Here is a 22,833-nt window from a genome sequence, read left to right as displayed (position 1 = left end):
CATCAACCTTCGATAATCACCGTCGCGCAGGCATAACGCCGCTCATCCGCCAGAGAAACGTGGATCGACACCACGCCCATTTCCTGCGCCAGTTCAGCGGCGCGGCCATGCAGACGGATATTGGGTTTACCCAGCCCGTCATTGAACACGTCGAACTGATTGAACGCCAGGCCGTTGCGGATACCGGTGCCAAAAGCCTTGGCCGCCGCTTCTTTTACCGCAAAACGTTTAGCCAGAAAGCGTACCGGCTGCTGATGCTGCTGGTACACTGCCCATTCCGCCTCGCTCAATACCCTGCGTGCCAAACGATCGCCACTGCGTTCCACCACCGCTTCGATGCGCGCCATCTCAACGATGTCGGTGCCCAGGCCAAGCACCGCCATTAGCGACGCGCTTCCCGCATCAGCAGCTTCATATCTGCCACCGCGGCCGGTAAACCACACATCACCGCCTGGCCAATAATGGCATGGCCGATATTCAACTCATGCATCTCTGGCAAAGCGGCGATCGGTTGCACGTTATGGTAGGTCAGCCCATGACCCGCGTTCACTTTCAGGCCTTTGCCTGCCGCGTAGGTCGCCGCTTTGGCAATGCGATTCAACTCTGCCTGTACGGCCAGTTCGCCCTGTGCCTGCGCATAGGCTCCAGTGTGAATTTCGATATAAGGGGCGCCTACGGCAACGGCGGCGTCGATCTGACGATGATCGGCATCGATAAACAGGGAAACCAGGATACCGGCCTGAGCCAGGCGCTCAACTGCCACGGTCATTTTGTCCAACTGCCCGGCCACGTCCAACCCACCTTCGGTGGTCACTTCCTGACGTTTTTCCGGCACCAGACAGCAGAAATGAGGTTTTAGCTCAATGGCAATATCGAGCATTTCATCGGTGACCGCCATTTCCAGATTCATGCGCGTCTGAATAGTCTGGCGTAAAATACGCACATCGCGGTCGGTGATATGGCGACGATCTTCACGCAGATGAACAGTGATCCCATCAGCACCGGCCTGCTCGGCAATGAACGCCGCCTGAACCGGATCAGGGTAGTGGGTTCCACGCGCGTTACGTAACGTGGCGATATGATCGATATTAACGCCCAGCAGCAAATCAGCCATCACAACCTCAAGAAAGTCATTTTCAGTAGCAGCAGTTTACACGTCGGGGCAAGGAGGAAAAAGCAGAAAGAGGCTAAGCTTCGTCGACTGGGGTGTCCGGCTGTTTGCGCACAAACTGGCGAAACAGTTCGCGGCTTTTCAGCGGCTTGCCGCCAAGGTAGGGTTTCAGCGCCATGCGGGTAAATCTTTTGGCCGCCCGCAGAGTTTCTGCATCAGGGAACTGGCGTTCGGCAAGGGCATGCAATTCGCGGCCGGTAAAGCTGTAATGATCCACCACCAGGCTGGCGATAAAGCCTTTTTCCTCGCGGTAACGGTAGGTCATGCTGTCGTCCACCGGCAGACCGCTGCCTGCGCAATGGAGGAAATCCAACCCATAGCCCAAGTGCCCTAACAGAGCCAACTCAAACTGCCGCAAGGCGTGCTCCGGTGAGCTGTCCTCCGCCGCCAGCGCCTGCAGGCACTGCAGGTAATCGAAGAACAGCACCGAATAATTGGCTTCCTGCTCCAGCACCCGTGACAGGAGTTCGTTCACGTACAGCCCGCTGTAAAGCATCATGCCAGTAAGGGGTAAACCGAGGGAGACCGCTTCGGCGCTACGCAGCGTTTTAACTTCGCCACGCCCGCTCCAGCGTACTAACAGGGGGTAAAGGGCTGCAGGCAACCCTTGAGATTGGAACGGCGACTGCGTGCGCCTTTTGCCAGCAAGCGCACCCGCCCATGACCTTCCGTGAACAGATCCAGCATCAGGCTGGTTTCACTGTACGGTCGCCCATGCAGGACGAAAGCGCGCTCCCAGCCTTCCATTGGGCTTATTTCAGATCGTCGGTATAGCCCAGGCTACGCAGCGCACGTTCATCGTCCGCCCAACCCGATTTCACTTTCACCCACAGTTCCAGATGCACTTTGGTTTCAAACATCTGTTCCATATCCTGACGGGCTTCGATACCGATCGTTTTGATCTTCGCACCTTTGTTGCCGATCACCATCTTCTTCTGGCCTTCACGTTCAACCAGGATCAGACCATGCACGTTATAACCACCGCGCTCATTCGGCACAAACTGTTCGATCTCAACGGTTACTGAGTAAGGCAGTTCTTCACCCAGGAAACGCATCAGCTTTTCGCGGATGATTTCCGACGCCATAAAGCGCTGGGAGCGATCGGTAATGTAATCGTCCGGGAAATGGTGTTCTGCTTCCGGCAATACCTTGCGGGCGATTGCCGCAATAGTGTCCACGTTCATGCCTTTTTCGGCAGAAATCGGCACCACATCAAGGAAATTCATCTGCTGGCTGAGGAAGGCAATGTGCGGCAACAGCTTGGATTTGTCGGTAACGTTGTCAACCTTGTTGATGGCCAGCAATACCGGGCACTTCAGGCTGCGCAGTTTGTTGACCACCATTTCATCATCGGCAGTCCAGTTAGTCCCTTCCACAACGAAGATCACCAGCTCGACATCGCCGATTGAGCTGCTGGCCGCGCGGTTCATCAAACGGTTGATGGCGCGCTTTTCTTCGATATGCAGACCCGGGGTGTCAACATAGATGGCCTGATAGGCACCATCGGTATCGATACCCATAATGCGGTGACGGGTCGTCTGCGGTTTACGCGAGGTGATGGAGACTTTTTGCCCCAACAGTTGGTTGAGCAACGTGGATTTGCCCACGTTGGGACGACCTACGATCGCGATAAAACCGCAGTATTGTTTTTCTTCGCTCATTCAAGCTCCAGCTTAATCAACGCTTGTTCCGCTGCCGCCTGCTCGGCTTTGCGGCGGCTTGAGCCAGTTCCCACCACGGGTTCGCTCAAACCACTCACCTGGCAGTGGATAGTAAACTCCTGATCGTGCGCCTCACCGCGAACCTGCACCACCAGATAAGAAGGCAACGGCAGATGGCGACCTTGTAAAAACTCCTGCAATCGGGTTTTCGGGTCTTTCTGCTTATCACCGGGGCTGATTTCGTCCAACCGGCTGCGATACCAGTCCAAAATCAGTCGTTCGACGGTTTGAATATCGCTATCCAGAAACACGCCGCCAATTAATGCCTCCACCGTATCCGCCAGGATTGATTCGCGGCGGAATCCACCACTTTTCAGTTCGCCCGGCCCAAGACGCAGACATTCGCCCAGATCAAATTCCCGCGCCATCTCTGCCAGAGTATTACCCCGCACCAACGTGGCGCGCATGCGGCTCATGTCTCCCTCGTCTACGCGAGGAAAACGATGGTATAGCGCATTGGCGATAACAAAACTGAGAATCGAATCACCCAGAAACTCAAGACGTTCATTGTGTTTACTGCTGGCGCTACGGTGAGTTAACGCCTGCAGCAAGAGCTCCTGCTGTTGAAAAGTGTAGCCCAGCTTCCGCTGCAGCCTGTTTATTACGATGGGGTTCATGAGTTACCAATAGATCAAGAATGCGTCAAAAACTTGCAGCATACGGAACAGGCCTGCTTTGCCAAAAGCCAATCCAAAGCTGTTTCGTTTGCAGTGGCGCCGAAAAGGGGCCAACTTTTTATCGCTCGAGGAAGTATTCTACAACGAGTGGAAATATATTGCTGCGTTTATATATCCCCTATGGATTTCAAACTGCAGCCGGAACGACTGCAGTTTGAAACAAGGTCTATTAATGAATTCCACCGATACGGTTTAATCTGACACCGGTCGGCCATTCACCTTCCTGCTTTTCGAAACTCATCCAGATGGCCGTGGCTTTACCCACCAGATTCCTCTCAGGCACAAAACCCCAATAACGGCTATCGGCGCTATTATCGCGGTTATCGCCCATCATGAAATAATGCCCGGTGGGCACTACCCATTCAGCCAACTGCTGGCCAGGTTGCTGGTAGTAAGCACCCACCTGATCCTGCGTGCCCGGCACGGTCAGAATGCGGTGGGTTACGGTACCTAAGGTCTCTTTGCGTTCATTCAGGCGGATACCGCCCTGAGGCACGTTTTCAGTCAAAGGGATCTGGAAGAAACCGTTGCTGGCCTCACCCGTGCCGCTACGGCTGAACATCTGCACAAAATCGCTTGGCTGCATATCACTGTAGGTCACCGCCAATGCCGTATCGCATGCCTGGCCACTATTACAGGATGGTTGGATCGTCACGCGCTTATTCACCGGATCATAACTCACGCGATCGCCAGGCAGGCCAATAACGCGTTTGATATAATCCAGTCTCGGATCGAGCGGATATTTAAATACCGCAATATCGCCACGCTTTGGATGGCCAGTTTCAATTAGCGTTGTCTGGGTGATTGGATCCTTAATGCCATAGGCAAACTTTTCCACCAGAATAAAATCGCCAATCAGTAACGTCGGCATCATCGAGCCTGAAGGGATCTGGAAAGGCTCATAAATAAATGAACGCACCACAAATACCAACAGCAATACCGGGAAGACCGAAGCACCGGTTTCAACCCAACCCGGTTGCTTCACGGCTTTCGCCAGTGTGGCTTCGTCGAGCGTCCCTGCCACCTGCTCATTGAGCGCCGCAATTTTCGCCCGGCGTGCTGGCGCCCATTTAAAGCGCTCAAAGCACCAGATGATCCCGGTCACCAGCGTTGCAATTGCCAGGATCAAGGCAAACATATTCGCCATGCAAACTCCCTCGTTACGCGAGCTTTCGCTCTTGCTTACTTGTCTTTACCCACATGCAGAATGGCCAGGAACGCTTCCTGCGGTAACTCGACGTTACCCACCTGCTTCATACGTTTCTTACCGTCTTTCTGCTTTTGCAGCAGCTTTTTCTTACGACTGACGTCGCCGCCATAGCACTTGGCCAGAACGTTTTTACGCAGCTGTTTTACCGTGGAACGCGCGATGATATGAGTACCGATTGCCGCCTGGATCGCAATATCAAATTGCTGGCGCGGGATCAGTTCTTTCATTTTTTCGACCAGTTCACGGCCACGATATTGTGAGTTATCGCGGTGAGTGATCAGCGCCAGCGCATCAACACGTTCGTTGTTGATCAGAACATCGACACGCACCATATCCGAAGCCTGGAAACGCTTGAAGTTATAATCGAGTGAGGCATACCCGCGTGAAGTGGATTTCAGGCGGTCGAAGAAATCCAGTACCACTTCTGCCATTGGGATTTCATAGGTCAGCGCTACCTGGTTACCGTGGTAAACCATGTTGGTCTGTACACCACGCTTCTCAATACACAGCGTGATTACGTTACCCAGAAACTCTTGCGGCATCAGCATATGGCATTCGGCGATGGGCTCACGCAGCTCGGCCACGTTATTCAACGGTGGCAGCTTGGATGGGCTATCGACGTAAATGGTTTCACCACTGGTGGTTTCCACTTCATACACTACCGTTGGTGCGGTCGTGATCAGCTCCAGATCGTATTCACGCTCCAGACGCTCCTGAATGATCTCCATGTGCAGCAGGCCAAGGAAACCACAGCGGAAACCAAAGCCCAACGCGGTGGAGCTCTCCGGCTCATAGAACAAAGAGGCATCGTTCAGACTCAGTTTACCCAGCGCATCGCGGAAGGCTTCATAGTCGTCAGAACTGATAGGGAACAGACCGGCGTAAACCTGTGGTTTCACTTTTTTGAAACCTGGCAACATTTTGTCTGCCGGTTGGCGGGCCAGGGTCAGGGTATCGCCCACTGGAGCGCCCAGGATGTCTTTGATTGCGCAGACCAACCAGCCCACTTCGCCGCAGTTCAGCACGTCACGATCGACGCGTTTCGGGGTGAAGATCCCCAAACGATCGGCGTTATAGGTTTGGCCGGTGCTCATTACCTTGATCTTGTCGCCCTTGCGCAGCGTGCCGTTTTTCACACGGATCAGGGAGACAACGCCAAGGTAGTTATCAAACCATGAGTCGATGATCAGCGCCTGCAGCGGTGCTTCTGGATCGCCTTCCGGCGGCGGAATATCACGCACCAGGCGCTCAAGCACTTCTGGCACACCCACGCCGGTTTTCGCCGAGCAACGGACTGCGTCAGTGGCATCAATACCAACGATGTCTTCGATCTCTTGCGCGGCACGATCCGGATCGGCGGCAGGCAGGTCAATTTTGTTCAGGACTGGCACCACTTCCAGATCCATGTCCAATGCCGTGTAGCAGTTGGCCAATGTCTGGGCCTCAACACCTTGCCCGGCATCTACCACCAGCAATGCACCTTCACAGGCGGCCAGTGAACGGGAAACTTCATAAGAGAAGTCAACGTGCCCAGGGGTGTCGATAAAGTTAAGCTGATAAATTTGACCATCTGGCGCTTTGTAATCGAGCGTTACGCTCTGTGCCTTGATGGTAATACCGCGCTCACGCTCCAGATCCATTGAATCCAGTACCTGTGCGGCCATTTCACGTTCGGTCAGCCCGCCGCAGATTTGGATAATACGATCGGACAGCGTCGACTTACCGTGGTCAATATGGGCAATAATGGAGAAATTTCGTATATGCTTCATTATAAAAGTTTTTCTGCCTTGGTATTTCTGAATTACTCGCCTATGGAAACCCGCATGGACATAAAGCGACAGTGAATGGGTTCGGCCGTCTTTCGCCTGAATCGCAGCATTCTACATGCCACAACACTGAAAACCTAGCGATCGGTGCAGTGAAGGCATTCTATTATGCGCACTTTAGTGTTACAGAGAGCCGCAGGTTATGAAAGCAGATATTAAGCAAATAAAAACCCTGCCAACGATAGGGTAAAGACATAAAATCGTTATCCCTGGCAAGGGGGTTAATCCGCGGTAATACATATTCTGCCACTACGCAATAAACCCCGTCTTAAATGATGAAAAAATAATATTTTTATCAGCATCTTACAGTTACCACCCCATCGATTGGCTTTAGGAAAAAACTCATATACGCCTACTTCGCCCCTCAGTTAAAAGTGGTTGGAGCTCCGCAATAAAAAGACTTCAGGGCACTACGACATCGGCAGCCCACCGGAGTTCACCAGCATGTATCTGAACATTGATTGGAAGGTTTATTATGATCGATAAAGGGCAAATGCTGAGCCGGCACGATTTTTCTAAGGTCAACTGGGGCATTTTGGCAGTGGTTGCACTGCTGTTCACTCTCGGCGCGGCGCTACTGTTACTGCCGTTACTGAGCAACATGGATGAAAGTGGTGTTCTGACCTTGCTGCAAACCGGCACAGCCACAATTCTATTAGGTTGTATTCTGCTGGCGCTACGCCACTACCTGCGGCCAACGCTGACCTATCGCCTGTATGAGCACGGTGTGAGAGTCCTCAATCACCACGACCACAAGGAACGTTTTATCGCATTTGAAAAAATTGCCGATATTTACCATTTTCGTGGTTGCAGGATATTTTGTGGAATGGCAGACAACATGGCGTTTCGCACCGCAGCGGAGCAGCCCTGGCACACTATTTACAGTAATATCTCGCATTCCTGGCAGTTGATTGAAACCATAATCCACCAACAGATCCAGTTACGCGGACCGCCAGCGTTAAATTCACTGTATCAGGGAGAGGTGCTGAGCTTCAGCTATCTGAACAGCGGCCCTTACTGGCTAGGACAATGGCTGCTGGGTAAGTTGCAAAGGTTACATACTCAGACCTTAAGGCTGAGCGCAACCACGTTGAGCACTTCGCAAGTGCAGGTACCGATCGAACAGATCCACAGGCTGGAGAATAATACGCAACGCGGCACCATCCGCCTGCTGGATTTACAGGGGAAGGAGTTGTTTTCGATTGGTTATTTCTCGCTTTTCAGCGCCGACCTGTTTATTGCACTGATGGAGCATATGATCTACAACCGCATCCCCGCCTACAGTAATCTGGCGATGACGCGGCAGCAGTTTTAGAGTTGAACTTCGGTTTCCGTTTGCAACCGCAGCGCACCAGGCGGCAGGCCGATTTGCAAAACGACCGGCTGATAAGCCGCCTGATCGTCAAAGCGCTTTGCCAGTTCTCGCGCAATCATGAATGCGGCCCCGCCCCCACAATAGCGCCCAGTACCGCTGCCGCATCACTGCCAAGCCACCATTGCAGCAAGCCACCACCAAACATCACGCCAAATAACGGAGTCATATACACCAGCATTGCCGAACGCAGCAGACTGCCTTCGGCAATACCCACCTCGACACGCTGACCGGGTTCGAGAGGCTGTGCGATCGGTAAACGCAAATGATGTTCGGCTTCCGGTACCAGCTCGTTAAACGCCTGAGCACCACAACCGGAACGTGCAGTGCAACTGCCACAGCCCGCTTTTGGCTCACAGCGCAGCAGCGCCACACCCTGTTGCCACGAAACCACTGTGGCCCACTCTTTCATCATTGCGGCGTTACCTTGAAAGAAATGCTGTCGGCGATGCGTTTGGCCGTTGCTGGCGGGATTTCGCCAACCACGGTAATTTCATTGCCATTGCGGATTTCGGTCTGGATAGTGCGACGGCCCTGACGGTAAAACTGTTGGCCAGTATTACTGCCTGAGGGGCTGATGTTGACAGAGAAACTGAACAGACCATCGCTAAACAGGCGTGACTCGACCGGTTCTGCCACATTCGGCAATTTGCGCCGATTGCGTGCGACTTCGTTTACGCCTGCTGGCAACCAACTGGTAGTCCAGTTCAGTTTGACATTCTCTGCGGCTGGCAGAGTCAATAATGGTGGCAAGTTGACCTGGAGCAGCCCTTGCATGACGTTTTTGACCTCATCGCCCACCACGACCGAAATAACCCGATACTGTTCCAGCGTTTCACCATCACGGTCTAACAGATCCACCCGCAATGGCAGCTTGGTTTCAGTATCCATCCAGACAACATAGCTGTAGCGGGAACCGTCTCGTGCTACGACGCGGAATACATCACACGGCCGATCGGAGATACGGGTGCGCCCAACGGAAATGAAGTCGTAATATTTTGCCAGATGATCGAAATCGGCAAAAACAATGCTAGGCAAGGCATCAACGATATGATCGCCAGATAGCGTAAAGGGCTCCAGGCCAGGCTCGAAATAGCTGATCCCACCGCCACGCTGCAGCACTTCCCGCCGCGGGCCATCCATATGCAGCAACTGCCCTAAGGGCTGTTTTTCAATCACCACATGACGATAGCGAAACGACTCTATCCCCTGTTTGCTGATGCTGATATAGGCGAGTTCATAATTGAGTGAACGGCTGGCACTGCTCATCTGTTGCAATATCGCCCCGGACGCAGACTGCGCCGAGGCGATATTTGAATGGAGCAGGCTGCCCGTCAAAAGACAAACGGATAACCAGATTTGCTTCATTACTGCTGTTGCATTCCTAAAGACTGAGTTCCAGGAACCTGAACTGCGGCCTGTTGTGGTGTGCCCTGCTCAAGTTGCAGTTGATCTGAGTGCAAACGGCGTTGCAGCTCATAATCCTGCAGCATGGCATTAATACGCTTACGCTGTTCCTGTACCTGCTGCTGTTGACCGCTGCCGGTAGAGAAACTGTCGGCCGGAACGCCCAGGCTGACCGGTGAGGCTTGCCCCATGATCGGCAGCGTATTGAACACTGGCGTTTCAAAAGAGCCAGACTGTACGGTTGGCTGATTGTAATGTTGCACGCCAACGATCACGGCCAGGGATACACAAGCGGCAACGCCCACTTGCGTGATCTGGCTTGCCCAAGGGCGAACCTTGTGCCAGAACGGCATTTTCTGCCAGGTATGAGGTTGTGGTTGGGACTCGGGAACTGCCGAAGGAACCAGACGTGCAGGTTCTTTTTCCAGTGCAGCAGCAACACGATCTGCGATATCGAGATGCATTACTTGTCCGATATCACCCCGTAATGTGTCACGGATAAGGTGATAGCTCTGCCAGCTTTGCTGAAGTGCTTTGTCTTTACCCAATGAACTCAGCAGCTCATTGTCGAGCATTTCACCATCCATTAGAGCGGAAAGCTTTTCTTTCTGCATGCCTAGGTACCCTTCCAGTGTCCGCCATCGCTAACGTTGGATCAGCGGTTGAACTTTATTATCGATAGCCTCCCGGGCGCGGAAAATACGCGAACGTACGGTTCCAACCGGGCAATCCATGATGGCTGCTATCTCTTCGTAGCTTAGACCATCCAGCTCCCTCAGGGTAATCGCCATGCGAAGATCCTCTGGAAGCGACTCAATAGTACGGAAAACTATCTGTCTCAGTTCTTCTGACAACATTAAGTTCTCAGGGTTCGAAATTTCTTTCAGTGCGCCTGCACTTTCGAAGTTTTCGGCATCATTGGCATCCACATCGCTTGATGGTGGGCGCCGCCCCTGAGCAACCAGATAATTCTTTGCTGTATTCACAGCGATCCGATACAACCAGGTGTAAAAGGCGCTATCGCCCCGAAATGACTCCAGCGCACGATAAGCTTTAATAAACGACTCCTGCACCACATCCGGCACATCGCCCTGTGGTACATAGCGCGACACAAGACTCGCCACTTTATGCTGGTAACGAATCACCAGTAAGTTAAACGATTTCTGATCGCCTTTTTGGACCCGCTCAACCAGGACCTGGTCCGTTAACTGCTCGCTCATCCGAGGTAAACTCTCCCCAAATCTGTCTCCACGCGTAAAATTGTACCGCCAGCCATACATTATTTTCCTGAGCAAGCACTCGCTTGGAGTTCATATGAAACACGAAGTTCCATATTGCCATTGTTTTTTCTGTTGATGTTACTTTGACCGTGGCTTTTGCCCGGACAAGTAGGCTAACATGAATTTCACTCTTCTTCTGCACACATCATACGTTATGCATCCATCATCTGAACATGTTAGCGATGTACTGATCGTCGGCAGCGGTGCTGCGGGCTTATCGCTGGCGTTGCGCCTGGCGCAACATTGCAAGGTTACGGTACTCAGTAAAGGCCCACTTAACGAAGGCGCCACCTTTTATGCCCAAGGCGGGATCGCCGCAGTATTTGATGAAACAGACAGTATCACATCACACGTTGATGACACTTTAATCGCCGGTGCAGGGCTGTGCGATAAAGACGCTGTCGAGTTTATCGCCGGAAACGCGCGCCACTGCGTGCAGTGGCTTATCGATCAGGGCGTGTTGTTCGACACCGAGACCAATTCAAAAGGTGAGGAACGCTATCACCTGACGCGAGAAGGTGGCCACAGTCATCGCCGTATTCTGCACGCCGCCGACGCAACAGGTAAAGAAGTAGAGACTACCCTCGTAGCTAAAGCAAGCACTCACCCCAATATTTGTGTGATGGAGCGCCGCAACGCAGTAGACCTGATCACCTCAAATAAAATCGGGCTACCGGGGACCAAACGCGTCGTGGGCGCTTACGTCTGGAATCGTAAGCTGGAACAGGTAGAAACCTACCGTGCCAAAACCGTGGTGCTGGCCACCGGTGGAGCTGCCAAGGTTTATCAATACACCACCAACCCGGATATCTCCTCAGGTGATGGCATCGCCATGGCATGGCGGGCTGGATGCCGGGTCGCCAACCTGGAGTTCAACCAGTTCCATCCAACCTGCCTGTTCCACCCCCAGGCACGTAACTTCCTGCTGACTGAAGCGCTGCGTGGCGAAGGTGCGCACCTGAAACGCCCGGATGGCAGCCGCTTTATGCCAGACTTTGACCAACGCGGTGAGTTGGCGCCACGCGATATCGTCGCCCGGGCCATTGACCACGAAATGAAGCGCCTGGGTGCCGATTGCATGTATCTGGATATCAGCCACAAACCGGCAGAATTCATTACCCAGCACTTCCCGATGATCTATGAAAAACTGCTGACGCTAGGGTTTGATCTGACCAGGCAGCCGATACCGATCGTCCCGGCAGCACATTATACCTGTGGCGGGGTGATGGTCGATCAGCATGGCCGTACCGACCTGGACGGTTTGTACGCTATCGGTGAAGTAAGCTACACCGGCCTGCACGGCGCCAACCGCATGGCATCCAATTCGCTGTTGGAATGCCTGGTTTACGGGTGGTCTGCCGCAGAGGATATTCTGACACGCCTGCCAGCCATTAAACTGGCCAAACAGTTGCCGCAGTGGGATGAAAGCCGGGTGGATGACTCGGACGAACGCGTGGTGATCCAGCACAACTGGCACGAACTACGGCTGTTTATGTGGGATTACGTCGGCATTGTGCGCACCACCAAACGGCTGGAGCGTGCGCTGCGCCGCATCAATATGCTACAGCAGGAGATCGACGAGTATTACGCCAACTTCCGTATTTCCAACAACCTGCTGGAATTACGCAATCTGGTACAGGTGGCGGAACTGATTGTCCGCAGTGCGATGCAGCGTAAAGAAAGCCGTGGGCTGCATTACACGCTGGACTACCCAGATATGTTGTCGGAACCCAAACCCACTATTCTGCAACCTTGAACGCTGCCCATTTCTTGCTGAAAGGGGTCTTACCTCAATAATTGAGGTAGAAATCGGTAATTAACTGGCGGAACTCCGTGGTGTAGCTGCCATCCGCCCGTTTTATCGCTAACTCTGCTTCCTTTTTTGCCACCGGCCTGCGGGCCAACGCCAACATCATGCGATGCTTGTGGGTATCGGCCCGATCGCTGATATTAAGCCGCCGCGCGGTATACCAGCAACGTTGGTGGGCATTCACTTCAAAAGCTTCGCCAATATCATAAGGCAGTACCACGCAGAAATTACCCTCCGCCGTTATCAAACGTTCAGCGCAATCCAGCAAGACATCATGAGTCAGGGTTTCCGTATAGCGGGCATTGGTGCGAGCCAGATCGCGGCAAGCCACCGCAGGTTCAAAATAGGGAGGATTACTGACAATAAGATCGTAGCAATGCGTATGCTGCTGAGCAAAATGGTGGATATCCTGGGTATGTACCCGGACCTTTTCCGGCCAAGGTGATTCCAGCACGTTATCGCGAGCCTGTGCGGCGGCATCGCTATCAAGCTCAACGGCATCGATGGCAACTTCACCAGCCGTTCTCTGTGCCAGCATCAGCGCAATCAACCCGCTGCCGCAACCAACATCCAGCACCCTCTGCACCTGCCCTACCCCCACCCAGGCACCGAGCATGACGGCATCGGTGCCCACTTTCATGGCACATCGATCGTGAGCGACAAAGAATTGTTTAAAGGTAAAACCCCCACGGCGCGGGGTCGATTTAGTTTTAGATTGATTACTCACAATGGCCACCAGCTGACAAAACTGGCGTAGCATAAGGCAATCTGATTTAGGGTAAAAGAGATGCTTTCCTTAAAAAGGGTGAACCCAGCGGCCAACCCGTCTATAATCGGCGCCCCAAGTAGAGGTAGACCATGACAGCAACCAATTTTTCCGAACTCGAACTCGATGAACGCCTGATCACCGCGCTGCGTGATAAAGGCTACGATCGCCCTACCGCTATCCAGGCCGAAGCGATCCCGCCGGCAATGGACGGGCGCGACGTATTAGGTTCGGCGCCGACCGGCACTGGCAAAACGGCCGCCTTCCTGCTGCCCGTTTTACAGCATCTGCTGGATTTCCCACGTAAGAAATCTGGCCCACCGCGTGTGCTGATCCTCACCCCAACCCGTGAGCTGGCAATGCAGGTGGCCGATCAGGCACGTGAATTGGCTGCTCATACCTCGCTGGATATCGCTACCATCACTGGCGGTGTGGCCTATATGAACCATGCCGAAGTATTTAGCGAAAACCAGGACGTGGTGGTTGCCACCACCGGGCGCCTGCTGCAATACATCAAAGAAGAGAACTTTGACTGCCGCGCGGTAGAAACCCTGATCCTGGACGAAGCTGACCGCATGCTCGATATGGGCTTTGCGCAAGATATCGAAACCATTTCGGCCGAAACGCGCTGGCGTACCCAGACGTTGCTGTTCTCCGCAACGCTGGAAGGCGATGCCATCCGCGAATTCGCCGAACGCATCCTGAAAGAGCCGGTAGAAGTTGAAGCCGATCCTTCGCGCCGCGAGCGTAAAAAAATCCTGCAGTGGTATTACCGCGCCGATGACGTGAAGCATAAAACCGCCCTGTTGGTTCACCTGCTGCAACAACCGGACGTGCAAAAATCGGTGATCTTTGTGCGTAAACGCGAGCGCGTGCATGAGTTGGCTGCCTGGCTGCGTGAAGCCGGCATCAACACCTGCTATCTCGAAGGGGAAATGGTCCAGGCCAAGCGTAACGAAGCGGTCAAACGCATGATGGATGGCCGGGTTAACGTGCTGGTTGCTACCGATGTTGCCGCACGCGGGTTGGATATTCTGGATATCACCCACGTGTTCAACTTTGATATGCCGCGTACCGCCGATACCTATCTGCACCGCATTGGCCGTACTGGCCGTGCCGGGCGTAAAGGCACTGCGATTTCGCTGGTAGAAGCACATGATCACCTGCTGCTGGGGAAAGTAGGCCGTTACCTCAATGAACCGCTGAAAGCCCGGGTGATCGACGAATTACGCCCATCCACCAAGGTGCCGAGCGAAAAGAGCAACGGTAAACCTTCGAAGAAGGTGCTGGCCAAACGTGTGGAAGACAAGCTGAAAAATAAAGAGAAGGCCAAGGTGAAGGTACGCCATCGCGACGCGAAAAACGTCGGTAAGCGCCGCCAGCCAAAAGCCAAACCTGACGCAGAGTAATTCCCGCCGCACAAAAAACCGCCTCTTCTTCATTCAGCAGTTAACACTAAACGGTTCCCTCTCCTTCACGGAGAGGGGGCGTCACGGTCAACAGCGTGCTAATTAATCAGGCGGTTTTTCTATTTTCAGGGTTTGGCGTAGTGCCCGGCCAACTGCCGGGCCTTGAGCCAGGCATCTAACAGGCGGTAATGCTCACGCAACTCGCTATTTTGCAAATGTGCAGGCGTCTGGGCAAAATAATACTGGAACGTTTTCCCTTGCTGATTATGCGCTTTGGCATCCGCACCCGATTGCAGCAGGATCAACGCCAATGCTGGGGCATTGATCTTCGCGGCCAGATGCAAAGGTGTATCCCCGATCCTGTCACTCAAGGTGCTATCGGCTCCGGCGTTCAGCAGCATCCGCAGTTGTTCTTCCCGCCCAGCCAACGCCGCCCCTGCCAGGGGGTAGCTCCCGTGATTGGGTTACGCACATTCACCGGCGGCGCCTGTTGCAATAACAGCCGTAAATATTGCGGGTCCTCGATCATCGCTGCCGTATGCAAGGCGCTGTTACCCGCCATACCGGGCTGGCTAATATCCGCCCCTGCCTGCATCAAGGCCTGAACGCTGCCCGGCTGCTGGCGCAGGATCGCCCATTGCAACAGGGTTATCTGCAAGTCTCCCCGCACGCTAAGCCGTTCCGGATTTGCCTGCTGGCTAATCTGCCAGACATCCCCTTCAGCCACTGCCTGCGACAGATTCAGAATATCGGTACCCGCGAATGGCGAAGCTTGCTGTTCCATATAATGTTCCTTGGCTACCATCAATAACCCGGCGATCCCAATCAGAGACAGCATTACAGCCGTTATCCACCGGCCGCTGCGCTGCCTTTCAGGCATTGGCCCTGGTCTCCCATGGTTTCTGTTCCAACATAGAACCGATCACTTTATCGATACCGTGTGCCGTCAGGCTGCGATCCAGATGTTTGCTGGGCCGCCAGTCATCAATACCGCTCAAGGTATCGTTATTGACGAGCGTTATTTTATGCCCAATGGCATCCGGGAGCAGCGAAGTTGACTCCTGCGCTCCCGTCAGCATGTCGTATTGTTCACTGTAGCGGCGGATCCCACCAGACTCCGCATCCTGTTTTGCCGCAGCCGGGTTAATGCCAAAACGGTTCAAAGTATGATCGGAGACCCCTGCGGCATTAAAGGTCACCGCCAGCGTGCCGGTAGCCAATGCCGCCGTTGCCGCCAACCCGCCACCTAATGAATGGCCGGTGATCATCAACGCGTCACCAAATGCAGCCTTGGCGCTTTTGGCCAGCGCCACGGCATGATTGTACTGCATATCTTCGTAACCCGTAGCCTGGCGCACATTGCTCAGCCAATCGCGCATATCATTGGTGCCAGCGAAAGCCAGCACGTAATGCTGCTCATCCGTATAAATACCGGCCTGGAAACCAGACGCGGGATCCAGCATCCCCGCAGGATCAATACCAAAACCCAGCAAAGCCTGGTCGCTTAAACGCGAAAAACCCTCGGATCCCTGCCCCATCAGGCTGTAAACATCCTTGGCCAGTAGCGCCAGGGAGTAATCGCCCTGCTGAGGCTGTTGCCCACGAGTCATCGGCTGTTTTGCAGACAAAGGTGCCGAGGAAGAGAGATCTCTGGTCAGGGAGTTCAACAGGTTTTGTGTATTACGGCTATTTTCCGAGAAAACGTAGGAGGCAACGTGGGTGACCTGCGGCTCGTTGGTTTGTGGCGGTTTTATCGCATCCTGAGGCGGGCGAGCCAAAGTGGGCGCAGTAAGGGTGGGCGCTATCGCCGAAGTGAAACTCAAAGGCAAACTCATGCAGGCTCCTGGTCGGCAGGCTAAATCATCAACGCCCCCAAATGGGGCTGATGTAGCTATCGGCAGGTCGGATGAGTTCTGTAATGGGAATGATTATCTTTGGCGGGTATTGTGATCTAAATCTGATTTCTGCCTGGACAGAAACCACCAAGGGAGCCGAAGCTCCCTTGTAAACTCAGCCTTAAATTACAGGCTTTCGGTAAAGGTACGTGCAATAACGTCACGTTGCTGTTCTGGGGTCAGTGAGTTGAAACGCACTGCATAGCCAGATACACGAATAGTCAGCTGCGGGTATTTTTCCGGATTCTTGACCGCATCTTCCAAGGTTTCGCGACGCAGCACGTTCACATTCAGGTGTTGGCCACCTTCTACACGCACGGTAGGTTGCATTTCCATCGGCACTTCACGGTACTCGATCTGGCCCAATTCGCTGACAGGAACGATCTGATCTTCTGCATAATCTGCTTTGGCACAAACGCAACGAGCTTCTGATTTTTCTTCATCCAGCAGCCAGAAAGAGTTCACCAGTGCCTGATTGTTCGCTTTAGTGATTTGAATACCAGTAATCATTTTGTTGCCTCCGTAATAGGGGAGAAAAATTTCTACTTCGCCGAAAACTCGATCCGGGTTCCGGCCATTTGGTAAAACCAATGTTGTCTTGTTGTTCTGTATACCAGCCTGAACGGGTCAATTCTTTGACTAAAATCAATTTTTACGGGGTAGGTCCGTGAGCCGAAAAGGCAAATTTATGTTTTATATCAATTTTACGCTGTAGCGCTGATAAAATTATTTTTGTAAATTATCAAAAATATTTGTATTTTTCCTGCTGACAGTTCCTTTAATCGATCGCAATTGCGGGTTCCACCAAACCAAGGTTAACGGTAAGCTAGGGGAAATGAATTGCTAACGAAAACAAAGGAGAGCGTTTATGTCCACCTCCCTCACCTGGCATGACGTCATCGGCAAGGAGAAAGAACAGCCCTATTTTCATGATACGCTCGCCTTTGTTGCCAACGAGCGCCAGGCCGGTAAGACCATTTATCCACCGCAGAAAGATGTTTTCAATGCCTTCCGTTATACCGAATTGGCAGACGTCAAAGTGGTGATCCTCGGCCAGGATCCTTATCACGGCCCAAATCAGGCTCACGGCCTGTCATTCTCCGTCCGCCCTGGCATCCCGGCACCGCCTTCGCTGGTCAATATGTATAAAGAGCTGGTCACGGATATCCCCGGTTTCGAGCGCCCTACACATGGCTGCCTGCAAAGCTGGGCCGAGCAAGGCGTGCTGTTGCTCAATACCGTATTAACCGTTGAAGCGGGCCGGGCACACTCTCACGCCAATCTAGGCTGGGAAACCTTTACCGATCGGGTCATTGCCGCCTTGAACGAAAACCGCGAAGGCGTGGTGTTCCTGCTGTGGGGTTCCCATGCGCAGAAGAAAGGCAATTTTATCGATCGCCAGCGCCACCATGTGCTGAAAGCGCCACACCCTTCGCCACTCTCTGCTCATCGCGGTTTCCTTGGTTGCCATCACTTCTCCCAGGCCAACCAACTGCTCGAACAGCAAGGTCTGGCGCCGATTGACTGGGTGCCACACCTGCCGCAGGAATGATACAGGCGTAAAAAAGGCACCCGCAGGTGCCTTTTCTTCACTGAATCTATCAGGATTTAGCTTTGGAAACCGCTACCATCGCCGGGCGCAACAGGCGGCCATTCAGCTGGTAGCCCTTCTGCATCACCATCATCACATGATTCGGCTGAAGATCGGCAGATTCCATCATGCTCATCGCCTGATGAACGTCCGGGTTGAATGGCACATTGAGGTCACCAACCACTTCAATGCCATACTTGCGTACCGCATCCAGCAGTGACTTGAGTGTCAGTTCAATCCCTTCGATCATCGCGACCAGGTCCGGGTTGTTCCTGTCTGCCATTTCCAGTGCGCGTTCCAGGTTGTCAATCACCGGCAGCAAATCACCAGCGAATTTTTCCAGCGCAAACTTGTGCGCCTTCTCAACATCCATTTCACTGCGGCGGCGCACGTTTTCCATCTCAGCTTTGGCACGTAGCAGGCTATCACGCTCGCGTTGCTGAGCTTCAGCCAGTTGGGTTTCCAACTCAGCAATGCGTTCATCGCGCAGATCGACACCTTCCGCCATCTCCGGCATGGCTTCCTCGCGCTGTGCTTGCTGTTCCATCTCTTCCGAGACTTGCTCGTTTGGCGTCTTCTGTTCTTTACTACTCATGAATATCTCCGCGTTTTAGCATTAATCTCGCAACTTCGCTTATTATGGGGATCAAAACCGGGGTTTCAAGTCAACCGGTCACAATGTGGGGCATAAACCGGCCCTGGTGAGGAAAATCACAGCAATGAATAAAAAATTTGCATGTATTGGCATTGTCGGCCATCCGCGTCACCCTTCGGCACTGGCCACCCATGAGATGCTGTTTCAATGGCTGACCGCCCGTGGCTATTCCGTGATGCTCGAACGCCAGATTGCCCACGATCTTGGCCTGAAAGATGCTGTAACCGGCAGCCTGGCAGAAATCGGCCAACAAGCCGACCTGGCTGTTGTGGTCGGCGGTGACGGCAATATGTTAGGTGCAGCGCGCGTATTGGCACGTTATGACATCAAGGTCATCGGAGTTAACCGCGGTAATTTGGGCTTCCTCACCGATCTGGACCCGGATAATGCTCTCCAGCAACTGGCGGACGTGCTGGAAGGCGAGTATATCGACGAAAAGCGCTTCCTGCTGGAAACTATCGTCCACAAAGAGCATCAGCAATGCCGTATCAGCACAGCGATCAACGAAGTCGTGTTACACCCTGGCAAGGTGGCGCATATGATCGAATTCGAAGTCTACATTGACGATCGTTTTGCATTCTCACAGCGCTCGGATGGCCTGATTATCGCTACACCAACCGGCTCCACCGCCTATTCTCTTTCCGCTGGCGGACCAATCCTGACGCCTTCGCTGGAAGCCATTGCGCTGGTTCCCATGTTCCCGCACACGCTTTCCGCCCGGCCGCTGGTCATCAACGGCAACAGCACCATTCGATTAAAGTTTTCCCACATCGGCAGCGACCTGGAAATCAGTTGCGACAGCCAGATTGCGCTGCCCATTCAGGAAGGCGAAGAGGTGCTGATTCGCCGCAGTGATTTCCATTTAAATCTTATCCATCCAAAGGATTACAGCTATTTCAATACGTTGAGCACAAAATTGGGCTGGTCAAAAAAATTGTTCTAAAAATGGCTCCAGCCACTTTACTGTATATAAAACCAGTTTATACTGTATGAAATCACAGTTATGCGTTTATAAACAGGAAGGTCCCTATGTTGGCGCAATTAACCATCAGCAATTTTGCCATCGTTCGTGAGTTGGAGATCGACTTTCAACCGGGTATGACAGCGATTACCGGTGAAACCGGTGCCGGTAAGTCGATTGCTATTGATGCGTTGGGCCTGTGTCTCGGTAATCGCGCCGAAGGCAGCGTGGTACGCCTGGGGGCCCCCGTGCCGATATCTGTGCCCGGTTCTCTCTGGCAGATACCCCATCAGCCCGAGAATGGTTAGAGCAAAACCAGCTGGATGACAGCAATGAATGCCTGTTACGCCGCGTGGTAGGCACCGATGGCCGCTCCCGTGGCTTTATCAACGGCACGGCTGTCCCGCTTTCCCAATTGCGAGAACTTGGCCAACGCCTGATTCAGATCCACGGCCAGCATGCACATCAGTTGCTGTTAAAACCCGAGCACCAAAAGCAACTGCTGGATGCCTATGCCAGCGAACCGGCCCTGCAGGCAGCAATGCGCCAGGCTTACCAGCAATGGCACCAAAGCTGCCGCGAGCTGGCACATCATCAACAGCAATCCATCGAACGTGATGCCCGCAAGCAACTGCTGCAATATCAATTAAAAGAGTTAAATGAATTCGCCCCCCAGGCCGGTGAGTTTGAACAGATAGACACCGAGTACAAACGCCTGGCCAACAGCGGCCAGTTGTTGACCATCAGCCAGCAAGCCCTGCAACTGTTGGCCGATAACGAAGAACACAACATGCTAAGCCAACTCTACAGCACCAAACATCTGCTGGTCGAACTGGTGGGGATGGACGAGAAGTTAAGCGGCCTGCTGGATATGCTTGAAGAAGCCTCAATCCAAATCAGCGAGGCCAGCGATGAACTGCGCCATTATGCCGACCGGATGGATCTTGATCCCAACCGCCTGCATGAACTGGAACAGCGTCTGTCACGGCAAATCAACCTGGCACGCAAGCATCATGTTTCGCCTGAAGAGCTGCCCAACCTTCATCAACAGCTGTTGGATGAACAGCAACTGCTTTCCCAGCAGGAAAGCGATCATCAGCATCTGAGCGAAGCCGTAAACCTGCATCACCAGCAGGCATTGGCGCTGGCCGAACAATTACACCAAAAGCGCCAGCACTATGCGGCAGAGTTGACGGCGCTGATTACCGAAAGCATGAACGCGCTTTCGATGCCACATGGCAAATTCAAAATTGATGTGCGCTTCGAGCCGGAATACCTGAGCAGTGAAGGGGCAAGCCGTGTGGAGTTCTGTGTTTCCACCAACCCAGGCCAGCCGTTGCAGCCACTGGCAAAAGTGGCCTCCGGTGGTGAGCTTTCCCGTATCGCTTTGGCGATCCAGGTCATCACCGCGCGTAAAATGGAAACTCCGGCCCTGATCTTCGATGAGGTTGACGTAGGCATCAGTGGCCCAACGGCTGCCATCGTTGGCCGCCTGCTGCGCCAGCTTGGGGAATCTACCCAGGTCATGTGTGTCACCCACCTACCGCAGGTTGCCGGTTGTGGTCATCAGCACTTCTTTGTCAGCAAGCAAACCGACGGCACAGAAACCGAAACCCAGATGTCGCCATTGGATAAACGGGCACGTTTGCAAGAGCTGGCGCGTCTTCTGGGTGGCAGTGAGGTCACCAGAAATACGCTGGCAAACGCAAAAGAATTGCTTGCTGCATAAAAAAGCTCAACTTTTTTGCTTTCTTAAGGTCATATTGGGACTCTGTAAAGGTTCCCAACTGCCGCAAGGTCTATTATCATCGGCATCCTATGCCCTGAAAGGAATGTGATTACTATGCGCTGTAAAATGCTGACAGCTGCCGCTGTGGTTCTTGTGATGCTGACCGCAGGCTGTTCTACTTTTCAAAAGGTAGTTTACCGGCCTGATATCAACCAGGGTAACTACCTGACACCAACCGACGTGGCAAAAATCCACAAAGGAATGACGCAACAACAGGTTGCTTACACATTGGGCACACCGATGATGCAGGATCCGTTTGGCACCCAGACGTGGTTCTACGTGTTCCGCCAAGAACCGGGCCACGAGAAGATCACGCAGCAAACGCTGACGCTGACGTTTGACAGCTCGGGTGTATTGACGGATATGCAGAATAAACCGGCGTTAACTCAGTAAGCCGTGCCGGAACGCTCATCCGGCCCGTGGGGGGAGCGAGACTCTTCACGACAGTGACAGGCTGCAACTCGGAGTGAGTATTCTGTTAAAAAATAAGGCGCACTCAGCGCCTATTTTTTGCCTTCTCCGCCCGTTGGCGGCGCAACTCTTTAGGGTCAGCAATCAATGGCCGGTAAATCTCCACCCGGTCACCATCATTAAGCACATCGCCCAGCTTGGCAGGCCGACTATAAATGCCCACCTTGTTGCTGGTTAAATCGATAACCCCACGAAGCTCTAACAATCCTGAAGCCTGGATAGCCTGTTCAACGGTGCTGCCTGGTTCCAGCGTCACTTTGCGAACATATTGGCGTTCCGGCAACGCGTAGACAACTTCAACGCGTATTTCAGACACTGTAAACCTCTTTTGCCCGCTGGGTGAAAGCTTGCACCATACTACCAGCCAGCTCTTTGAATACTTTCCCGAAGGCCAATTCAATCAGCTTGTTGGTGAATTCAAAATCCAGATGCAATTCAACCTTACATGCCTCTGGGCTTAACGCGGTGAACTGCCACCCCCCATCAGCTTGCGGAATGGGCCATCCACCAGTTGCATATTGATGCTTTGGTTATCCAGCAACGTATTGCGCGTGGTAAAGGTTTTGCTGATACCGGCTTTCGCCACCTCAACCGCTGCGGTCATTTCATTTTGGGAAGCGGTAATCACCCGGCTGCCGGTACAACCAGGCAGAAAATCGGGGTAAGAATGAACATCATTAACCAACTGATACATCTGCTCGGCGCTAAAAGGCACTAATGCAGATCGACTGATCTGGGGCATATCATTTCCTGTGAGACATAAAACGTACAGATAATACCATTTATCTATCGTCAGACAAAAAATCTGCTAGGCCTAAAGCA

20 protein-coding genes and 5 pseudogenes are annotated in these 22,833 nt (G+C 53.1%); 7 read left to right on the top strand and 18 right to left on the bottom strand.

Annotation, left to right across the window (positions count from 1 at the left end; genetic code table 11):
- Positions 1 to 2 precede the first annotated feature (2 nt).
- The 7 genes and pseudogenes from acpS to lepA form a co-directional block, all read right to left on the bottom strand.
- On the bottom strand, positions 3 to 383 hold the full coding sequence (gene acpS / locus ACQ86O_RS11750; protein ID WP_431225351.1) for a holo-ACP synthase: 381 nt from the start codon (positions 381 to 383) through the stop codon (positions 3 to 5).
- Positions 383 to 1,114, bottom strand: a complete 732-nt coding sequence (gene pdxJ, locus ACQ86O_RS11745) for a pyridoxine 5'-phosphate synthase (RefSeq protein WP_431225350.1) — start codon at positions 1,112 to 1,114, stop codon at positions 383 to 385. Before pdxJ ends, acpS begins: the two co-directional genes overlap by 1 nt.
- A gap of 73 nt (positions 1,115 to 1,187) precedes the next feature.
- A pseudogene (gene recO, locus ACQ86O_RS11740) lies at positions 1,188 to 1,918 on the bottom strand (DNA repair protein RecO).
- 5 nt (positions 1,919 to 1,923) lie between these two features.
- Positions 1,924 to 2,832 (bottom strand): GTPase Era, encoded by a 909-nt coding sequence (gene era, locus ACQ86O_RS11735; protein WP_012146374.1) that lies wholly within the window; start codon positions 2,830 to 2,832, stop codon positions 1,924 to 1,926.
- On the bottom strand, positions 2,829 to 3,509 hold the full coding sequence (gene rnc, locus ACQ86O_RS11730) for a ribonuclease III (RefSeq protein WP_431225349.1): 681 nt from the start codon (positions 3,507 to 3,509) through the stop codon (positions 2,829 to 2,831). Before rnc ends, era begins: the two co-directional genes overlap by 4 nt.
- A 229-nt stretch (positions 3,510 to 3,738) precedes the next feature.
- Positions 3,739 to 4,716, bottom strand: coding sequence for a signal peptidase I (gene lepB, locus ACQ86O_RS11725; protein ID WP_431225348.1), 978 nt, complete (start codon positions 4,714 to 4,716; stop codon positions 3,739 to 3,741).
- A gap of 35 nt (positions 4,717 to 4,751) precedes the next feature.
- Positions 4,752 to 6,548, bottom strand: coding sequence for a translation elongation factor 4 (lepA, locus tag ACQ86O_RS11720; protein ID WP_431225347.1), 1,797 nt, complete (start codon positions 6,546 to 6,548; stop codon positions 4,752 to 4,754).
- Positions 6,549 to 7,080: 532 nt separating this feature from the next.
- On the opposite strand from lepA, the gene ACQ86O_RS11715 reads away from it, so the two are divergent.
- Positions 7,081 to 7,920, top strand: a complete 840-nt coding sequence (locus tag ACQ86O_RS11715) for a hypothetical protein (protein ID WP_431225346.1) — start codon at positions 7,081 to 7,083, stop codon at positions 7,918 to 7,920.
- Here ACQ86O_RS11715 and rseC read toward each other — a convergent pair.
- The 4 genes and pseudogenes from rseC to rpoE form a co-directional block, all read right to left on the bottom strand.
- Positions 7,917 to 8,392 (bottom strand): annotated as a pseudogene (rseC, locus tag ACQ86O_RS11710) (SoxR-reducing system protein RseC). The gene ACQ86O_RS11715 and the pseudogene rseC sit on opposite strands and share 4 nt — an antisense overlap.
- The gene (rseB, locus tag ACQ86O_RS11705) at positions 8,389 to 9,345 is read right to left on the bottom strand and encodes a sigma-E factor regulatory protein RseB (protein ID WP_431225345.1); all 957 of its coding nucleotides are present in this window, start codon (positions 9,343 to 9,345) and stop codon (positions 8,389 to 8,391) included. Before rseB ends, rseC begins: the two are co-directional and overlap by 4 nt.
- On the bottom strand, positions 9,345 to 9,998 hold the full coding sequence (gene rseA, locus ACQ86O_RS11700; protein WP_431225344.1) for an anti-sigma-E factor RseA: 654 nt from the start codon (positions 9,996 to 9,998) through the stop codon (positions 9,345 to 9,347). The genes rseB and rseA overlap by 1 nt, the downstream gene beginning before the upstream one ends.
- A 30-nt stretch (positions 9,999 to 10,028) precedes the next feature.
- A complete protein-coding gene (gene rpoE / locus ACQ86O_RS11695; protein WP_431225343.1) occupies positions 10,029 to 10,604 on the bottom strand; it encodes an RNA polymerase sigma factor RpoE in 576 nt (191 codons plus the stop codon).
- 214 nt (positions 10,605 to 10,818) lie between these two features.
- On the opposite strand from rpoE, the gene nadB reads away from it, so the two are divergent.
- Positions 10,819 to 12,420, top strand: coding sequence for an L-aspartate oxidase (gene nadB / locus ACQ86O_RS11690; RefSeq protein ID WP_431225342.1), 1,602 nt, complete (start codon positions 10,819 to 10,821; stop codon positions 12,418 to 12,420).
- Between the two features lie 34 nt (positions 12,421 to 12,454).
- On the opposite strand, the gene trmN is transcribed toward nadB, so the two are convergent.
- A complete protein-coding gene (gene trmN, locus ACQ86O_RS11685; protein ID WP_431225341.1) occupies positions 12,455 to 13,234 on the bottom strand; it encodes a tRNA(1)(Val) (adenine(37)-N(6))-methyltransferase TrmN in 780 nt (259 codons plus the stop codon).
- A 98-nt stretch (positions 13,235 to 13,332) separates the two neighbouring features.
- On the opposite strand from trmN, the gene srmB reads away from it, so the two are divergent.
- Positions 13,333 to 14,649: an ATP-dependent RNA helicase SrmB gene (gene srmB, locus ACQ86O_RS11680; protein ID WP_431225340.1), complete on the top strand. Its 1,317-nt coding sequence runs from the start codon at positions 13,333 to 13,335 to the stop codon at positions 14,647 to 14,649.
- A 125-nt stretch (positions 14,650 to 14,774) separates the two neighbouring features.
- On the opposite strand, the pseudogene ACQ86O_RS11675 reads toward srmB, so the two are convergent.
- The 3 genes and pseudogenes from ACQ86O_RS11675 to grcA form a co-directional block, all read right to left on the bottom strand.
- Positions 14,775 to 15,529 (bottom strand): annotated as a pseudogene (locus ACQ86O_RS11675) (ankyrin repeat domain-containing protein).
- The gene (locus ACQ86O_RS11670) at positions 15,522 to 16,484 is read right to left on the bottom strand and encodes a phospholipase (protein ID WP_431225339.1); all 963 of its coding nucleotides are present in this window, start codon (positions 16,482 to 16,484) and stop codon (positions 15,522 to 15,524) included. Before ACQ86O_RS11670 ends, ACQ86O_RS11675 begins: the two are co-directional and overlap by 8 nt.
- A 186-nt stretch (positions 16,485 to 16,670) precedes the next feature.
- On the bottom strand, positions 16,671 to 17,054 hold the full coding sequence (gene grcA / locus ACQ86O_RS11665; RefSeq protein WP_021178913.1) for an autonomous glycyl radical cofactor GrcA: 384 nt from the start codon (positions 17,052 to 17,054) through the stop codon (positions 16,671 to 16,673).
- A gap of 358 nt (positions 17,055 to 17,412) precedes the next feature.
- On the opposite strand from grcA, the gene ung reads away from it, so the two are divergent.
- Positions 17,413 to 18,096, top strand: a complete 684-nt coding sequence (gene ung / locus ACQ86O_RS11660; protein WP_431225338.1) for a uracil-DNA glycosylase — start codon at positions 17,413 to 17,415, stop codon at positions 18,094 to 18,096.
- A gap of 49 nt (positions 18,097 to 18,145) precedes the next feature.
- Here ung and grpE read toward each other — a convergent pair whose 3' ends face one another.
- A complete protein-coding gene (gene grpE, locus ACQ86O_RS11655) occupies positions 18,146 to 18,730 on the bottom strand; it encodes a nucleotide exchange factor GrpE (RefSeq protein ID WP_431225337.1) in 585 nt (194 codons plus the stop codon).
- 124 nt (positions 18,731 to 18,854) lie between these two features.
- On the opposite strand from grpE, the gene nadK reads away from it, so the two are divergent.
- From nadK to bamE, 3 genes and pseudogenes are all read left to right on the top strand, one after another.
- Positions 18,855 to 19,733, top strand: coding sequence for an NAD(+) kinase (nadK, locus tag ACQ86O_RS11650; protein WP_431225336.1), 879 nt, complete (start codon positions 18,855 to 18,857; stop codon positions 19,731 to 19,733).
- A gap of 86 nt (positions 19,734 to 19,819) precedes the next feature.
- A pseudogene (recN, locus tag ACQ86O_RS11645) lies at positions 19,820 to 21,480 on the top strand (DNA repair protein RecN).
- A gap of 114 nt (positions 21,481 to 21,594) precedes the next feature.
- On the top strand, positions 21,595 to 21,933 hold the full coding sequence (gene bamE / locus ACQ86O_RS11640; RefSeq protein WP_431225335.1) for an outer membrane protein assembly factor BamE: 339 nt from the start codon (positions 21,595 to 21,597) through the stop codon (positions 21,931 to 21,933).
- A 103-nt stretch (positions 21,934 to 22,036) separates the two neighbouring features.
- On the opposite strand, the gene ACQ86O_RS11635 is transcribed toward bamE, so the two are convergent.
- Positions 22,037 to 22,327 carry an RnfH family protein gene (locus ACQ86O_RS11635; protein WP_431225334.1) on the bottom strand — a complete coding sequence of 97 codons (291 nt, stop codon included), beginning with the start codon at positions 22,325 to 22,327 and terminating at the stop codon, positions 22,037 to 22,039.
- Between the two features lie 82 nt (positions 22,328 to 22,409).
- Positions 22,410 to 22,705, bottom strand: a pseudogene (locus ACQ86O_RS11630) (SRPBCC family protein); the annotation flags it as partial.
- Between the last annotated feature and the right edge of the window lie 128 nt (positions 22,706 to 22,833).

The organism is Serratia sp. L9 (assembly GCF_050632285.1).
GTDB lineage: Bacteria > Pseudomonadota > Gammaproteobacteria > Enterobacterales > Enterobacteriaceae > Chania.
This window is presented reverse-complemented; position numbering and strand designations above follow the sequence as displayed.

Excerpts from the sequence above, each read along its gene's own strand:
- srmB (WP_431225340.1), top strand. The coding sequence starts at position 13,333 with ATGACAGCAACCAATTTTTCCGAACTCGAACTCGATGAACGCCTGATC.
- ACQ86O_RS11670 (WP_431225339.1), bottom strand. The coding sequence starts at position 16,484 with ATGAGTTTGCCTTTGAGTTTCACTTCGGCGATAGCGCCCACCCTTACT.
- era (WP_012146374.1), bottom strand. The coding sequence starts at position 2,832 with ATGAGCGAAGAAAAACAATACTGCGGTTTTATCGCGATCGTAGGTCGT.
- rseA (WP_431225344.1), bottom strand. The coding sequence starts at position 9,998 with ATGCAGAAAGAAAAGCTTTCCGCTCTAATGGATGGTGAAATGCTCGAC.
- ACQ86O_RS11715 (WP_431225346.1), top strand. The coding sequence starts at position 7,081 with ATGATCGATAAAGGGCAAATGCTGAGCCGGCACGATTTTTCTAAGGTC.
- acpS (WP_431225351.1), bottom strand. The coding sequence starts at position 383 with ATGGCGGTGCTTGGCCTGGGCACCGACATCGTTGAGATGGCGCGCATC.
- nadB (WP_431225342.1), top strand. The coding sequence starts at position 10,819 with ATGCATCCATCATCTGAACATGTTAGCGATGTACTGATCGTCGGCAGC.
- pdxJ (WP_431225350.1), bottom strand. The coding sequence starts at position 1,114 with ATGGCTGATTTGCTGCTGGGCGTTAATATCGATCATATCGCCACGTTA.
- trmN (WP_431225341.1), bottom strand. The coding sequence starts at position 13,234 with ATGCTACGCCAGTTTTGTCAGCTGGTGGCCATTGTGAGTAATCAATCT.
- rseB (WP_431225345.1), bottom strand. The coding sequence starts at position 9,345 with ATGAAGCAAATCTGGTTATCCGTTTGTCTTTTGACGGGCAGCCTGCTC.
- rpoE (WP_431225343.1), bottom strand. The coding sequence starts at position 10,604 with ATGAGCGAGCAGTTAACGGACCAGGTCCTGGTTGAGCGGGTCCAAAAA.
- lepB (WP_431225348.1), bottom strand. The coding sequence starts at position 4,716 with ATGGCGAATATGTTTGCCTTGATCCTGGCAATTGCAACGCTGGTGACC.
- rnc (WP_431225349.1), bottom strand. The coding sequence starts at position 3,509 with ATGAACCCCATCGTAATAAACAGGCTGCAGCGGAAGCTGGGCTACACT.
- grpE (WP_431225337.1), bottom strand. The coding sequence starts at position 18,730 with ATGAGTAGTAAAGAACAGAAGACGCCAAACGAGCAAGTCTCGGAAGAG.
- grcA (WP_021178913.1), bottom strand. The coding sequence starts at position 17,054 with ATGATTACTGGTATTCAAATCACTAAAGCGAACAATCAGGCACTGGTG.
- ung (WP_431225338.1), top strand. The coding sequence starts at position 17,413 with ATGTCCACCTCCCTCACCTGGCATGACGTCATCGGCAAGGAGAAAGAA.
- bamE (WP_431225335.1), top strand. The coding sequence starts at position 21,595 with ATGCGCTGTAAAATGCTGACAGCTGCCGCTGTGGTTCTTGTGATGCTG.
- lepA (WP_431225347.1), bottom strand. The coding sequence starts at position 6,548 with ATGAAGCATATACGAAATTTCTCCATTATTGCCCATATTGACCACGGT.
- nadK (WP_431225336.1), top strand. The coding sequence starts at position 18,855 with ATGAATAAAAAATTTGCATGTATTGGCATTGTCGGCCATCCGCGTCAC.